The sequence below is a fragment of the Chryseobacterium sp. YIM B08800 genome, assembly GCF_026163565.1.
GTDB lineage: Bacteria > Bacteroidota > Bacteroidia > Flavobacteriales > Weeksellaceae > Chryseobacterium.
Genome location: NZ_JAPDKN010000026.1, coordinates 1 through 15,154, shown reverse-complemented (window position 1 = coordinate 15,154; position 15,154 = coordinate 1). Strand labels below are relative to the sequence as shown.

The following is a 15,154-nucleotide window of genomic DNA, read 5'->3' as shown; positions in this document are numbered from 1 at the left end:
GTTGGGCTTGGATCTCAAATAACAGCCTAAAAATCAACTAAAATTTTAAGACAACATAAATCCTCAAAAAGTATAGCAAATAAGCTGTATGAGCTATCGCTATGCCCTTTTTTAAATAAATCTGTAAAACAATGAATGAACATTATATATTAGTCCCTAAAAATTTAAATTTAGATCAAAGACTTGCCAAGTTTCCACCTTCTTTCGAATTTAATAAAGAATATATCTATTATTTTATCTCAAAACTTGTTGAAGACATAGCCTATCAAAATATGGATAAAACCTATGACAATTGCCCTGATAATAATAAAAATGATATGGATTTCATGATAAAGCATTATACACCTATGTGTGCCAATATTAATCAAAGTTTTTTCAGAGCTTCAAAATTACATCTGGATTATTTATATCTTAATTTACCCAATGAAGGCAGATTCTTTTGGAGAAACAATTATGAAGAAGGCAAATGTTTTTCTTATAGACTTCCTGAATATTATTGGGGGAATGGGGAATTGGAATTGATATTACTTTCGGGACAGTCTTTTGTAAATAAAATAAAAAAGGAGAATCCTCCATTTGTTGAAAATAAAGTAAGAAAGAAGTTTGGCTTTACTATTAACTATTTTGATACCAAAAGATTTGAATTAGATGAGAAATCGGCTTTAAAAGACCTTTATACAGAATATCAAAAAACAGGAAATTATCAAAAATATCTTTTAAATGCAGTTCGGGTGATGAATTTAAAAAATGGGCATTACACATTTCATCATAATCCTGAAACTGATGGAAGACTACATACAGTCTTGACACAATTTCCTAAAATTTGTAGAAAGCACCTAAAATATGATAATGAAAGGCTCTCTGAAATAGATCTGTCTTCTTCAGTACCATTTATTTTATCATACATATTGTATAACTACAATACCCTACAACCTACAGATCTTACCACTAAGATTAATAGTAAAGATCTCTTATATCATTATATCTTAGTAAAAAACTCTGTAAAGCCTTCTGATAAGGAGATACAGCATTTCAAGGATTTGATACTAAATAATAAGTTATACAATTACTTTATGAATGATTTTACAAAGCTTCCATACTTTGAAGAAAACTTTCAAAGACAGTTCAATAGAGCCTTTGATGGTGATGAGGATGATTTAAGAAAATACAGTAAAAAAAGATTTTTATCTATGTTGTTTGCCAAACCTATAGCCTACAAAAATGAGCAAACTGTCTTTGCAAAGTATTTCCCTACAATAAATAATTTACTTTTAAGGTATAAACGAAAGAAATTCAGAGATTTTAAAAAGTCTGACTGGCATAAAAAACTGTCTTACCTGACTTTTCAATTAGAATCTCATTTTATGGTAAATATAATTGCAAGAGAAATCAATAATGTTTTCAAAAGAAAAATCCCCCTATTTACTCTACATGATTGTATTGTGGTTAAAAAACAACACTTAGATATTGTTTACAAAATGATTGAAGATATTTTTATTCGTGAAATTGGGTATGCTCCAAATTTGACTAAAGAAGTATGGGGCTGATAAGATTTAAATTATCTTTGTGTAAATCCAAATTATGAATAGACTTATATTAATAGGCAATGGTTTCGATCTAGCTCATAAAATTAAAACCTCCTATAAAGATTTTATACTTGATTATTTAAGGAATGCATTTAAATATGCTAATAATTATAATAAGTACACCGATCAACTATTATCAGTAATGCGAAGTGGCTATTATAAAAATTGGTTAAATAATGGAAATGATGATGTAGATAAATGGGACTTAAACAATTTCTACGCATATATTGAGCAGGAAAGTGGCATGAGTGTTTATGTTGGAGGTACTCCAACTAACACTTATAGGGGAAGAATTCAAGAGCGTGAATATACTTTAGAGATAAAAAGCAATTTAATATCTAAACTTCTCTCGTCTTGCAAGGAATATAATTGGGTTGATATTGAAAATGAATATTATAAAATTCTTTGTGAATTATCATCTGAAAATAAGGAAAAAGAAATTTTAGAACTTAATAATGGTTTTCAATTTCTCCAAAGTTTACTATACGCTTATCTGATTAAAATTGAGGAAGAATATTTATCTAACAAATATAATGTTTCAAAGAGCAGTTTGATTCCTCAATTACTAGAACCAATAGAACATAATGCTGCACCAAAGTCAGCAGTGAGTTATAAAATTAGTGCAAATAATAGTACGCCCAAAACTATTACAACAAATAAAGAACCGAAGAAACCTAAACCAAATAGTATTTTGTTTTTGAATTTTAATTATACCTCTACTATTGAAAGTTATGTAAAAGAAATTCAAAAAACAGTTCCAAATACTGATGTTATTTATATTCATGGAAAGTTAAATGATAAAGATAATCCTATGATTTTTGGATATGGGGATGAGGAAGAAACCAATTTTGAAGTATTGGAAAAATACGATGAATGCCTTAAATATGTTAAAACCTATTGGTATTTGAGAACTCCTAATTATGAGACTTTTTTAAAATTTATTGATTCTGATGAGTTTGAGGTTTATATTATGGGGCATTCATGCGGAATGTCTGATAAGACAATGTTAAGCTCAATTTTTAATAATCCTAATTGTAAGAAAATTAAGGCTCTTACTTATGACAAATCATTTGGAAGTAAAGATTTGACAATTGATACGACCGATTATATTGAAAAGACATATCAGATTGGAAGGCTATTCAAAAACAAAGCTGATTTAAGAAAAAAACTTATTCCATTTGAAACAAAAGATTTATTAAAAATTGATAGTAATAATTTGGAATTAGAAAATATGTTAGAAAAACTATAACTAAAAATTGATAATTAAAAAGTGAATTTAGCAATACTTATTGGAGTTTCCTCATATAAAAATGTACAAAATTTACCAGGGTGTAAAAATGATGTTGTTTTTTTTAATGAATTAATAAAACATACAAAAAAGTATGATAATATATTATTCATTAACAATAATACAGATAGTACATTTATTAAAAACGAATTAGTAAATTTTATTAGTCAAAATAAATTCAGCCAAATAAATGAAGTACTTTTTTATTTTACAGGGCATGGACTATATTCCGAAAATGAATTTTATTATATTTTAAGTGATTTTGAGCAAGATAAAAAACAACAAACAAGTTTACAAAACTCAGAACTGGATAGTTTATTAAAATCTTTAAATCCTAAATTAGTAACCAAGATTGTTGATGCTTGTGAGTCTGGATATAATTATATAAAAGATATTAATAAAGTTGATACATATATAAAATCTACACAATCTCAGTTTAATAACTGTTATTTTTTATTTTCATCTCTTAATATTCAAAGTTCATATCAAGATCAAGAGTTTAGTTTTTTTACTCTTAGCTTTTTTAATGCAATAAAAAAATATTCTGATAATAATATCAGATACAAAGATATTATAGATTATATTTCTGATGAGTTTACAAAGATTTCTGAACAAACACCTTTTTTTGTTATTCAAGCTGATTTCACAGAAAATTTTTGTAAAAAAAATGACGAATTAAATGCATTTTTGGAGACAATCCCTAATACACTTAATAACATTAAAGATTCTTCTGAAAATGATTCGCTTCCTACAAAATCTTTGGAAGATCTAATTAAGGAAGACGCTGGTAAACATTTAAATCAAGAAGAAATAATATATTTTTTTGAAGATGTTAAGAGTTGTGTTGAGAAATTTAAGCCTAAGGAAGAATTTCAAAACCTTTATGAATATAAGCACAAATTCCTTAGTAATTTAAATTATGATTTGAATTTAACTCAAATTGGACAATATGTTTCTCAATACAAGGAGTTTTACGCTGAGCCAACTTATGAAGATACATCATATGAAACTGTTGAAACGCCTAATCGTCTTGATATGTTCGGAAGGTTTAATAAACCATATACGGTAACAAGAACGAAAAAAGAATTAAGCGGATATAATTTAACAACTACTTACCCATATGAACAAATAACTATTGATATTAAAAGTAACTATCCTAACCTTAACTCATTTCTTTGCTCAATTTTTTTTATTACCACAGATAGAAAAATTCGTGTCTATTGGTGCTTAACTAAATATATAAAAAAAGGATGGGACAATACTGAAATTGAAAAACGTTTTAAATGGAATATTTTTGAAGATGAGTTTATAAATAAAAATGATTTGATTAATAATTTTGGATTAATTAATAATGAAATTAATATTTTAATTGGAACTGAAATAAATAGAGTATTAAAATAACTGATAAAAGATACTATTAGGAAATCTGATTATAATCTTATTCGTGTTAAAAATTGTGACAATTAAAAAAAATATTAAATGTCATTTTATAAATTTGTGTTACTAGATAAATAATTATGGAACACATTAAAGAACAAATTGGAGATTTTAAAAAAGTATTAGAGGAAGAAATTGGAATTGATTTATTTAATAAATTAATATTGCACTGTAAGGATAATATATATCCAAATGCAATGAAGCAGTATGCCAATAATCTATCTATACAAGAATGGGTTGAATTGTATGGAAAAGCAAAAATAAATGTTTCAGAAAATCAAGTTAAAGTTTTTTTTGATTACATGATAAAGTATTACGAAGATTTTCGTAAGATTCAAGGAAAAACATATGCTGTAAGTCGAGGGTTTGATAGAGAATCTGAAAGTTTTGAATTTGAACAAATTGTTTTTTATTCTATTAATTTATAATCATTAATAAACAAAAAACAGTAACCATGAACATAAAAAAACTTTTTATTAAAAACTTTAGAATACTTTCTGATTTTCAAATTGACTTAGAAGATGAAATTTCGTTGGTTATAGGAAAAAATAACTCAGGTAAAACTTCTATTCTTACAGTTCTGGATAAATTTTTAAATCAAAGTGATAAGAATAATTTTTCAATTGAAGACTTTAATTTGTCCTTTAAACAACAATTGCAAATTCTTATTGAAGATCCTACAGAGCTTTCTGAAGAAGAGTATCTGAAATGCTACAATGGTATTTCATTAAGAATATTAGTATTGTATAATAATACTGATAGTTTCATCAATATTCAAAAATTAATGTTAGATCTTGATCCCGAAAATAACCATATTGTATTAGGATTTGATTATTATTTAAGTTATAAAAATTATTTAGGAATCAGGAAAGATTTAGCACAATATAGACATCGTGAAAATGTTAAAAAAGCTGAGGCAGAAGCCTGTGAGCTACCTAAAAAATATAATGTAAAAGGATTTTCGGAATTTTTCAAATTACATTATCAAAAATATTTTGAAACTAGGAAAAAATCAATTTTCTATGACAAGACTTCACAAAAAATAATTGAGGATAACTATATATTAATTGAAGACTTGAAAATATCTGATTTCATTAGTTTTAAATACATTTCAGCTAGAAGAGATGTTACGAACAAAGAAACAGATAAGACATTATCATTACAAACTTCAAAGATATACGAAAGAAAAGAAAATGATGAAAATGAAGCTAAGAAAATAGATGATTTTCATGATACTATAATTAATACTGATGAAGAATTATCAAAAATTTACAAAGTTTTTTTTGAAGACATAATTGAAAAAATAAAAAGTCTAGGTGGAATACGTGAAAATGAATCAGTATTAAGCGTACTTTCCACATTACAGTCTAGAGAACTTTTAAAAGGTAATACAACTGTTTACTATAAACATGAACTGTCGGATTTACCAGAACACTATAATGGTTTGGGATACCTAAATCTTATAAGCATGATCTTTGAAATTGAAATAAAAAAATATGAGTTTCAAAGGTCTTTATTAGAAGCTCCCGCAGATATTAATTTATTGTTTATAGAAGAACCAGAAGCACATACTCACCCACAAATGCAATATGTTTTTATAAAAAATATTAGAACAATCGTGGGAGATAAAATATCAAAAACAATTAAAAATGTTGATAATACAGAATTTGAGATTTGCCGTAGCTTACAGACAATAATTTCTACACATTCTTCTCATATTGTTGCAGATAGTGATTTTGATGAAATTAAATATTTAAAAAAGACAGATACTATAACTTCTAAAAATTTAAAGGATTTAAAAAATCTATATGATGAAACGGGAAAGCAATATCAATTTCTTAAACAATATCTTACTATAAGTAGGGCAGAAATTTTTTTTGCTGACAAGGCTATTTTAATAGAGGGAGATACGGAGCGTATACTTCTACCAACAATAATGAAGAAAATAGATATTCAGTTATCTCACTCTGATAAAGAAGAGAAAAAAATCCCATTACTATCTCAAAATATTTCAATTATCGAGGTTGGAGCTTATTCTGAGATATTTGAACTTTTTATAGACTTTATAGGTGTAAAAACTCTTATTCTTACAGATTTAGACAGTACACATAAGGTCAAAAAACTAAATAAAAAGAATGAAGAAATAATAGTTAATGAAGCTTGTAGAGTTGCAATAGGCGAAGATTACTCAAACCCAGCACTTAGATTTTTCTTAAATAATAAAACTCTCGAAGAATTAAAATCTCTCACATTAAAAGATAAATGTTTAATTAAAACAGATGATAAATGGATTCAAAATGAAAATGGAACTTTATGTATTACTTATCAAACTGATTATGATGGATATACCGCAAGAAGCTTTGAAGACTCTTTTTTAGTTATACCACAAAATAAGAATTTAGTTATTAGTAAAATAGATAGTTTCAAAGGAGTTAAAAATCCTAGACATTTTGATGATGAAAATAAAGATTCTTATGATCTAGCAAATGAATGTATTAATAAGAAAACCCATTTTGCTTTAGATATCTTATATCATAGTAATGATGATTACTCTAATTGGGAAATTCCTGAATATATAAAAGAAGGTCTGTTATGGTTGAAAGAGAATTAAAAAGTGAAATAGATCAAATTTTTGATCATATAGAAAAAGGAGATAATTTTTTATTAAGCGGGGGAGCAGGAAGTGGAAAAACGTATACATTAGTGCAGTGTATAATTGGAATAATTGATAAGTTTCCAAATCATAAAATTGCCTGTATTACATATACAAATTCTGCTGTTAAAGAAATTGAAGAGCGTATAGATCATGAAAACCTACAGGTTTTAACCATTCATGACTTCTTATGGGATTGTATAAAAAATTTTCAAAACGAATTAAAATATGCAATAGTTACCCAAGCTAATAATCCTTTGCAGAAAAAAATAAATATAGAAAATCCTAGTGTAGAAATGTTTTCCGAAGGTATTAGATATATGGAAAATCTAAATTTATCTAAAGGGATAATTTCACATGATGAATTATTAGTAATTGCTGAATATTTATTTGAAAACTATGAAAAATTATGTGATATAATCAAAGATAAATTTAATTTTATATTGATTGATGAATATCAGGATACTAGTGAATTAGTGATAAGGATTTTTCTAGATCATTTCAGAAAGGGTTCAAAAAAGAATATAATAGGTTTTTTCGGAGATGCAATGCAATCTATTTATGAAGATGGTATCGGAGATTTAAATAAGTATAAAGAAAATGCGGGTGGTTTGGTTCAAGAAGTTAAGAAGCTAGAAAACAGAAGAAGTCCACTGAATGTAATTAATTTAGCTAATAAAGTAAGAAATGATGGTCTAGAGCAATTACCGCAATTGGAAAAAACAAACCCTATTCCCCCAAATATGAATGAAGATGGTACAATTAAGGAAGGGGAAATTAGATTTTTATATTCTGCGGAAAATAATTTGGATAAAGTTAGAAAATATTTAGAATGGGATTTTAATGAGAAAGATAAAGACGGGAATTTAAAGTGTAAAGAGTTAAATCTAACTCATAATCTCATCGCAAAAGAATCTCAATTTGGATCCTTAATGGACATTTATAACAATGACCAAATATTAGAATATAAATATATTGTTGATGTTTTCTTAAAAAATAATCCACAAATTCAAATAGATGAAAATGATACTTTTGGAGATGCAATAGAAAAATCTGGGCAAGTTCCTAATGGTGGTAAAATGTCGGATTTTATAAATTCAAATACTGATCTCTTTAACGAAGCTAAATCATATAAATTTAATTCATTTAGAAAAATTTACCTAAATAGTGATATTCTTACGGACGATAAAAAACAAAATGAAAAAGATTTAATCAAGAAAGGAACAAAAAGAGATAATTTATTAAAACATTTATTTAAAATCCAAAATTGTATAAGGCTATACAATGAAAAGAGATATAATGAATTTTTGAAAATTACAGATTATAAGATTAATTCAATTGAAGACAAAAAAATATTACAAGATCATATAGAAGCTCTTTCAAAAACTGATGAAAAAACGATTGGTGATGTAATTGAAAAAGCAGATGAATATAAATTGGTTTATATTGACGATAAACTCTATGAGTTTATACAAAATAAGCAATATGTTTATAATAGAATTTCTAAGGTTAAATATTCTGAATTTATTAATTTATATAATTATTTAGAAGGGTTTACTCCGTTTTCAACCCAACATAAAACAAAAGGAAGAGAATTTGAAAAAGTCCTTGTTATATTAGATAGAGGAGGTTGGAATAATTATAATTTTGAATATGTTTTTGATGATGGTACAGTATATAAATCTTTAGTTGAAGGAAAATCAAAAACAAAATCTAAATTGTCAAGTTATCCTAAAATAAAAGAAAGAACGGAAAAAATATTTTATGTATGCTGTACTCGTTCTAAAGAAAAATTAGCTGTTTTCTATCATAATCCGCAACCATCTGTTATAAACACTGCAATAGCTTGGTTTGGTGAAGAAAATACCATAAATATTGATGACTTCTAAATATTGAATCAAAATTTATATATTTGTAATTCAAATTTTATCGGAAAATAAAAGTGTAAAAACTTTTGCTTTTGTTCTGTGAATCGGCAAAATTCTAAAATGTTACAAAATGCAAACAGTTCAGCACACTTGTCATATGGCAAGTGGCTTATCCTGTTTCTATGTAACATAGGCTTTGCCGAGCCTTCAGAACTAGAGCAAGTGAGAACCACTTGCTTTTCTATTTTTCAGAAAAGCTGTTTACCGAGAAGCTAATCATAAATTCAAAAATTAAATTATATGAAAAAGTTTTTATCAGCATTATTGATAACAGTTTCAGCAATTGCATTTGCCCAACAGACAGAAAAGGACAATAAGTGTGATCTTCCTAAAAATTATCAAGAACCTCAACCTGACAAAAAAATCCAATCATGGTTAAAACGTGGTGATGCTACAATTGAAGATTTAAGAAAGCATATTGCTGTTGAAAATGACTGTACCGAGAAAGATGTAATCTTTTTAAGAATTTCAGAACAGAAAGGAAATGGAATGTATTCGGTTTGTGTTGCAGGAAAACCAATGAAGTATAAACGAATGGGGACAGTTTTTATGGGAGCAAATGAAAATCCCTTTGATACAGCCAATTCTGGTAAATAAGGATAGCATGAAACGGTTATTTTTATTCACAGGACTATTTTACAGCTTTTTCCTATCAGCACAGGTGTACCATGATAAAAATAAAATTACATTTTCCTACGGATATGATGTAATTGAAATTATTGAGTACGGAAAACACGTTAAATATATCAATATGACTACTGTATGTACTTTTAATACTAGAAGTAATAAATCAAAAGTAGTTTGTACAAACGAATTATTTAACAATAGCAAAACATTTATCAATATTGATGATGATTTGTTTGATAATTCACAAAAAATAAAATTTCCAAAATATCCAATAAAATTTTATGATTACAAAATAGCAGACGATGAAAATTATTATTTACTAAAACTGTGTCCAGATAGGGCAATACTATTGGATATTCACGGAACAGGTTATGTTTTCTATGATTACAAAAAAATGAATAAGAAAAAGTAAAACAATATGAAAAATCACAAAATTTATTTAAAGCAAAATGACAGTCAGTTTCCCACCGACAAAGAAATCAGAATATCACTCCGAAAGTTAGGTTTAAAAGATGTTGCTTACTCCATATTAAAGACTATTGAGTTTGCCAAATTATCCGAAAGGGATTTAAAAACAGTCATTACTAGCAAACCCCAAAATCCTCTAGAGGAACTATTGAAAAAACAATTATTAGAAGAATGATATAGATTATAAAATTCAAACCTGACTTTAACTTACACACTTTATTGGATATTGCCTACAAAATTAAACAAAACCGCTCATTTTTGGACGGTTTTCTAAATTTGAATTTTATACTTTTTCTAAATCTTCTAAAATTTCATCCCTTATTTTTTGGGTAGTAAAATTAGAAAAAGATTTATTTGTAATTGTTTTGGGGTTGATACACCAAATATTACATTTACCAATTTTAGTACTCCTCATTTGAAATTTTCCTTATAGTAAAAATCGAAAAAATTTAGATTGTTTTTATTTTCTCTTCTAACCAAGAAGATAATTCCTCTGGTGTATCTAATCGTTTTTTGCACCCATCCGTAATTAGATTTTGAGAATATTCTTTAAGTTCGCTATAGGAAATATTCCAAAAATCATCATATGTTTCCTTAAAAAAAGCTTCATCTTCAAAAAATAAACCAGAAAATTGCATTCCAAATTTAAAGCAATCTATTATATGTTCTTTTGCAATTGTATCTTTTGCTTCAAATAACAATTCAAAGGGATTGATTTTTAAATATTTGTTAAGTAGTTTTAAATCATCAAAACAATTAGTATTTATTAATTTAATATCAAAAGTTTCAGGCATGTCTATTCTGTCAACACTTTTTAAAACTGCTATCCAATCTGACTTGTCAAAGTCTATCCATAATTCTTGATTTGATTGAAAAATAGATGTGATAATTCCTTCTTTTGTTGCATTTATGAAAGTTTCTATTTTAATACTCTTGGTTTCGTTTTTAAAATAATCTTTCAGGGTTTCGGTATAGTCAATTTTAGGATTTTCAATTATTGATTTTATATAATTTATTGTTTGCATATTATTTTATTTTTGTTGTTTTAAATACAGGTTTATTATTTATTAACTCCATTGTTTCAAGGTATGCTTTCTCTAAATCTATACCTAAAGTTTTAAAAATTTCAGGAAACTGTGTAGCTTCATCAATTGATGGTGCATAATGTCCTGAAAAATTGCTTATGTTTAAGACTTTTCCTTTAACTATTTTTAAAGTTCCTGCTGCTAGGACATCCTGTGCATTGCCTAAAAAATGATGTTTTTTTCCTAAAAGCAATTTTCCTTCGGTTGTAATTACAAAATCAACGGATCCATACTTTGGAATTATTTGTCCATCTATTTTAAGTAATCCATCTTCCACTTCTGCAATCCCATATAATTTACCATCTATTGGCATAGCCTCATTTGGAACTGTGTTTTTTATTTTTGTAAACTTACGCAGTTTCTTTAAAAGTTCGCTTTCTTGTTTTAAATTTTTAAGAAAGTTTCCAATTAATTTTGCTTCAATTTCTGGTAATAATCCCGAAGCAATATTATTAAGAATTATCCAAAATTCTTCATCTATTTTTTTATTAGTAAAATATTCAGCAACAAAACAAGGTATATATAATTCTTTACCTTCTTCAACTACTATTTTCATAGGACTAAAAGGCAATTTAATTTTATTTCCAATTTCCTTTTCATTATATGGCATTACAATAGAAGTGTTATCATATGCAAATAATGCTGTCCCTATTCTATATTTCTTGTCCTTTTCCAAATAATAAGCAAAGCCAGTATATCTTATATAAGGATCATTAATATCATCAGAAGGCTTATAGTCTTCGTAATCAATATCAAATTTCCAGGCCTGTTCAAGTTCCTTATTTGTCCAGTTCTTTAACCCAATTCTTGAAAAAGATGTAATTAATTCTTCAATATATTTATTGCTAAGTTTTTCAAATATTTTACGAACAGAATCAGGATTTGTATTGATTTGATTATACCACCAGTTTGGATTTTTCACTCCTTTCAATAAGTTAATAACCGAAAGGTTTTCATTAGTACCAGATGCATTGATAGCTTTTTCAGAAAGTGAAACAAAATCTTTCCAAAGCATTTCATCTGTAAGGATTTCCAAGACAAAGTCAGGAATATTTTCATATAAACCATCAACAATATTAGGATTGCCTTCGGCAGTGGCAAAAAAACCTTGATAATAACGGATAACCGATTTTTTCATGTATTCCGCATCAGAATTTCCCTTAACAATTCGTAAAAACTCTATAAATGTGTCGACATTTGATGTAAAGAGTTTAATGGCTATATATTCATCGTTTAGCTTAAAGTCCGTAGGACTAGATGTTTGCTTAGTTTCTGCATCTTGAAATTTCTTATCTTCTCCGTCTTTATAGATAAAATTAAGATTATAAGTTACCTTATCATTATCAAAATAAATCCCAAACGTATAAGAATTGCTTAATAAATTCTTTCGGGTATTCAATTTAGCTAAATCAAAAGTTGCCAGAACTTCTTGCTCTCCTTTTTTATATGCAAAAGGTCTGTTATCTTTAATAGTACTAAATACAGGAATACCCATTGAAGACGAACCTGAATAAATAGTTTTGTCTCCTAAAAAGTAAATTTCTGGATCAAATAAAAATGCTTCTATCAATCCTAGCTTTTCTTTTAAATCCTTTGCAAGAAGTTCATAATTAATTCCACCAGTATAAAAATCTTCGGATAATGCATCATAATCTTCAGTAGTAGGTTTGTAAAAAGCACTTTTCTTTCCAAAAGGAGTGCTTAATGCGTATTCATTCGAGATTTCGTCAAATGTTTTGTTGGTTCTTATGCCTTCAAAAGGATCTTTTCCTTTACCTAATATCCCTCTGCTTAATTCTTCAAAGGAGATAATTTTGAATTGTGATAAATCTCCAAATTCATCATCAAAATTTTCCATAAGTTTTGTTTTAATAATTAATAATTTTTTTTCAAAACGTTTCTGAAGCAAAACTATCTCTCTGAAGCGACAAAACTTGACGTGTTATATTTTTTTAGATTTTATTAATGAAGTTTTATTTGACAGTTTTATATGGTTGGGATTGATGACTTTGTGTATTGTAGTATTTAAACAGTGTTTTAATTTATTATTTAGATCTCAGAAATATAAAACAAGTAGGTAGGGTAAGTAAATTTCATAAATTTAGAATTTAGGAATTAAATATTATTATAAAATTATCATTTATACCATTTTACTATAATTACCCCACCCAAATTTTCCAATAATGAACTATTAAAAATATATTTTATGAAATTTTCTGTGCAAAAAGACAATAGTAAATCTCCACATACAAAAGTACCCCCATCTAATCTCTCTCAAAAATTCAAACAGTCTTTATAGTAGAATTTACAACAATTTAACACCAAAAAATATATAATGAGTGTAAGGACAGTAGTCTCTATAGATAAGCTAGAGGGTATGAGAGTTGTTTTCTTTGCTGCCCCCCACCAACTGTCAAACATTTTCTCAAAAGTAGGTTTTGTTTTATTTGTTTTTTGTGGATCTGTTTTTATTTTCCACTTACATTTTCTACTGGCTATACTCTTCAAAAGATATGTTTTATTGATGTTTTTTTGACAGTTTTTGTCTGTAGCGGTCTCTGCTTAAAAATATTTTAAAAACTTTAATTTTAAAGTTAAAATCTCTGTCAATTGGCATGAATATTGACTTTATTAATATGTCAAAGAACTGTTTCAAGTTCTTTTTTCTATATAGATTCTCACAATAATATATAAAAAATGCCTAAAGTGCTACGAACACGATAGGCAACATCAATAAATTTTAACGCATCTAAAACTTATCAACATGACAAATTTACAAAATTGTCTTGATTCTTGCAGTGTCTATGTAGGGACGTATGCAAAGTACAACAACGGAAGCCTTTACGGAAAAAGGCTCAATTTAGCTGATTATTCAGATTATAACGAACTATTAGAGGCGATGAAAGAGTTTCATAAAGACGAACATGATTCTGAATTTATGATGCAAGATTATGAAAACTGTTCTTTCTTTGAAAAATTAGGATTAGTGGGAGAAAGTTTTTTATCTCCCGAAATTTACGAGATTGCCGAACAAGTAAATGATTCTGGTTATAGTCTTGAAATCTTTGAAGCTTATGTTGATTGTATTGGAAAAATGGATTTTCAAAGTGTTTATGATGGAATAATAAATTATTATATTGGTGAATATTCGGACGATGAAACATTTGCTCAGTACATATTAGAAGAGAGTATTCCTGACAGCCTACCAAATTATATTTATATTGATTGGGAAAGTACAGCACGGAATCTGGTGTTTGATTATTTTGAAAGTAACGGACACTATTTTAAATCTTAGTATATTTGTATTATAACCCGATTGTAAATATTAAAGTTCAAATAGGTTTAATTGAATTCAAACAGATTTAAAAAAGTAAATTTCAAAAACTCGGGTACAATTTTGGGTACAAAAACAAAAAAGAGAAAATGTAATTATTTAAAATTCAATAATTTACAAATTCTCTTTAGCTTAAAAAGTGGAGTTGGAGGGATTCGAACCCTCGTCCAAACAAGCAATACATAAGATTTCTACATGCTTATTCTGCTATTGGTTTTCGACTGGAGGCAGAGAGCAGACGCCCAACTTCCAGCTTATCTTCTAAAATTTTCGAGTTTTAGCCGAAGCGTCTAAAACCTTATTTCCGCATTACTATATCCCAGAATCAAACGCCGCAGAACAGAGCATTTGTGGAATATCTTGCTTCCCTACTGAAATCTTCGGGAAAACGCTTGATCTACTATACTTCGATATTAAGCTGCAAGAGCGAACTCTTCGTTGCCAGTTAAAATTTTGTAGCAAGGGATTAAAGAGATCGCGCTACGGTTCTCTGCATGCTTACTTACCCATTGGTCTTGCTGTCGAAACCAGTCAACCCCATGTTTAAAGTGAATGCAAAGATACTGTTTTTGTTTAAATACCGTTAATATTGATGAAAGCTTTTTTCAATTATATTTTTTATTTGGAGCTTTATCCCGCTTTTCATTACAATTCCTCATTACGCGGCTCCACTTCGTTCCGCCACTCCATTGCGGGATTTTCATTGCAATGGTAAGTTTGTATTAAGAAAGACAGATTTATAAATTAG

At 27.4% G+C, this 15,154-nt stretch carries 12 protein-coding genes and 1 other RNA gene; 10 read left to right on the top strand and 3 right to left on the bottom strand.

Translation table 11 applies throughout. The features are described 5' to 3' along the window. Positions 1-131: 131 nt before the first annotated feature. The 9 genes from OEW74_RS11015 to OEW74_RS10975 all read left to right on the top strand — a co-directional run bounded on the left by OEW74_RS11015 (position 132) and on the right by OEW74_RS10975 (position 10,162). Positions 132-1,547: a hypothetical protein gene (locus OEW74_RS11015; RefSeq protein ID WP_265428541.1), complete on the top strand. Its 1,416-nt coding sequence runs from the start codon at positions 132-134 to the stop codon at positions 1,545-1,547. A gap of 34 nt (positions 1,548-1,581) precedes the next feature. Beyond that, complete coding sequence (locus OEW74_RS11010; RefSeq protein WP_265428540.1) at positions 1,582-2,835, top strand: AbiH family protein; 1,254 nt, start codon at positions 1,582-1,584, stop codon at positions 2,833-2,835. A gap of 21 nt (positions 2,836-2,856) precedes the next feature. Continuing rightward, positions 2,857-4,275, top strand: a complete 1,419-nt coding sequence (locus OEW74_RS11005) for a caspase family protein (protein ID WP_265428539.1) — start codon at positions 2,857-2,859, stop codon at positions 4,273-4,275. Between the two features lie 116 nt (positions 4,276-4,391). After that, positions 4,392-4,739 (top strand): hypothetical protein, encoded by a 348-nt coding sequence (locus tag OEW74_RS11000; protein ID WP_265428538.1) that lies wholly within the window; start codon positions 4,392-4,394, stop codon positions 4,737-4,739. Positions 4,740-4,765: 26 nt separating this feature from the next. After that, positions 4,766-6,922: an ATP-dependent nuclease gene (locus tag OEW74_RS10995; RefSeq protein ID WP_265428537.1), complete on the top strand. Its 2,157-nt coding sequence runs from the start codon at positions 4,766-4,768 to the stop codon at positions 6,920-6,922. Continuing rightward, the gene (locus OEW74_RS10990) at positions 6,904-8,853 is read left to right on the top strand and encodes a UvrD-helicase domain-containing protein (protein ID WP_265428536.1); all 1,950 of its coding nucleotides are present in this window, start codon (positions 6,904-6,906) and stop codon (positions 8,851-8,853) included. The genes OEW74_RS10995 and OEW74_RS10990 overlap by 19 nt, the downstream gene beginning before the upstream one ends. 279 nt (positions 8,854-9,132) lie before the next feature. After that, on the top strand, positions 9,133-9,489 hold the full coding sequence (locus tag OEW74_RS10985; protein WP_265428535.1) for a hypothetical protein: 357 nt from the start codon (positions 9,133-9,135) through the stop codon (positions 9,487-9,489). Positions 9,490-9,496: 7 nt separating this feature from the next. Continuing rightward, a complete protein-coding gene (locus OEW74_RS10980; protein WP_265428534.1) occupies positions 9,497-9,931 on the top strand; it encodes a hypothetical protein in 435 nt (144 codons plus the stop codon). Positions 9,932-9,937: 6 nt separating this feature from the next. Beyond that, complete coding sequence (locus OEW74_RS10975) at positions 9,938-10,162, top strand: hypothetical protein (protein WP_265428533.1); 225 nt, start codon at positions 9,938-9,940, stop codon at positions 10,160-10,162. 274 nt (positions 10,163-10,436) lie between these two features. Here OEW74_RS10975 and OEW74_RS10970 read toward each other — a convergent pair whose 3' ends face one another. After that, complete coding sequence (locus tag OEW74_RS10970) at positions 10,437-11,012, bottom strand: hypothetical protein (protein ID WP_265428532.1); 576 nt, start codon at positions 11,010-11,012, stop codon at positions 10,437-10,439. A gap of 1 nt (position 11,013) precedes the next feature. Then, complete coding sequence (locus tag OEW74_RS10965) at positions 11,014-12,930, bottom strand: hypothetical protein (protein ID WP_265428531.1); 1,917 nt, start codon at positions 12,928-12,930, stop codon at positions 11,014-11,016. A 906-nt stretch (positions 12,931-13,836) separates the two neighbouring features. Between OEW74_RS10965 and OEW74_RS10960 the strand changes: the two genes are divergently transcribed. Next, positions 13,837-14,367, top strand: a complete 531-nt coding sequence (locus OEW74_RS10960) for an antirestriction protein ArdA (RefSeq protein WP_265428530.1) — start codon at positions 13,837-13,839, stop codon at positions 14,365-14,367. 176 nt (positions 14,368-14,543) lie between these two features. Here OEW74_RS10960 and ssrA read toward each other — a convergent pair. Beyond that, positions 14,544-14,945: a transfer-messenger RNA gene (gene ssrA / locus OEW74_RS10955) on the bottom strand. Positions 14,946-15,154: the final 209 nt, after the last annotated feature.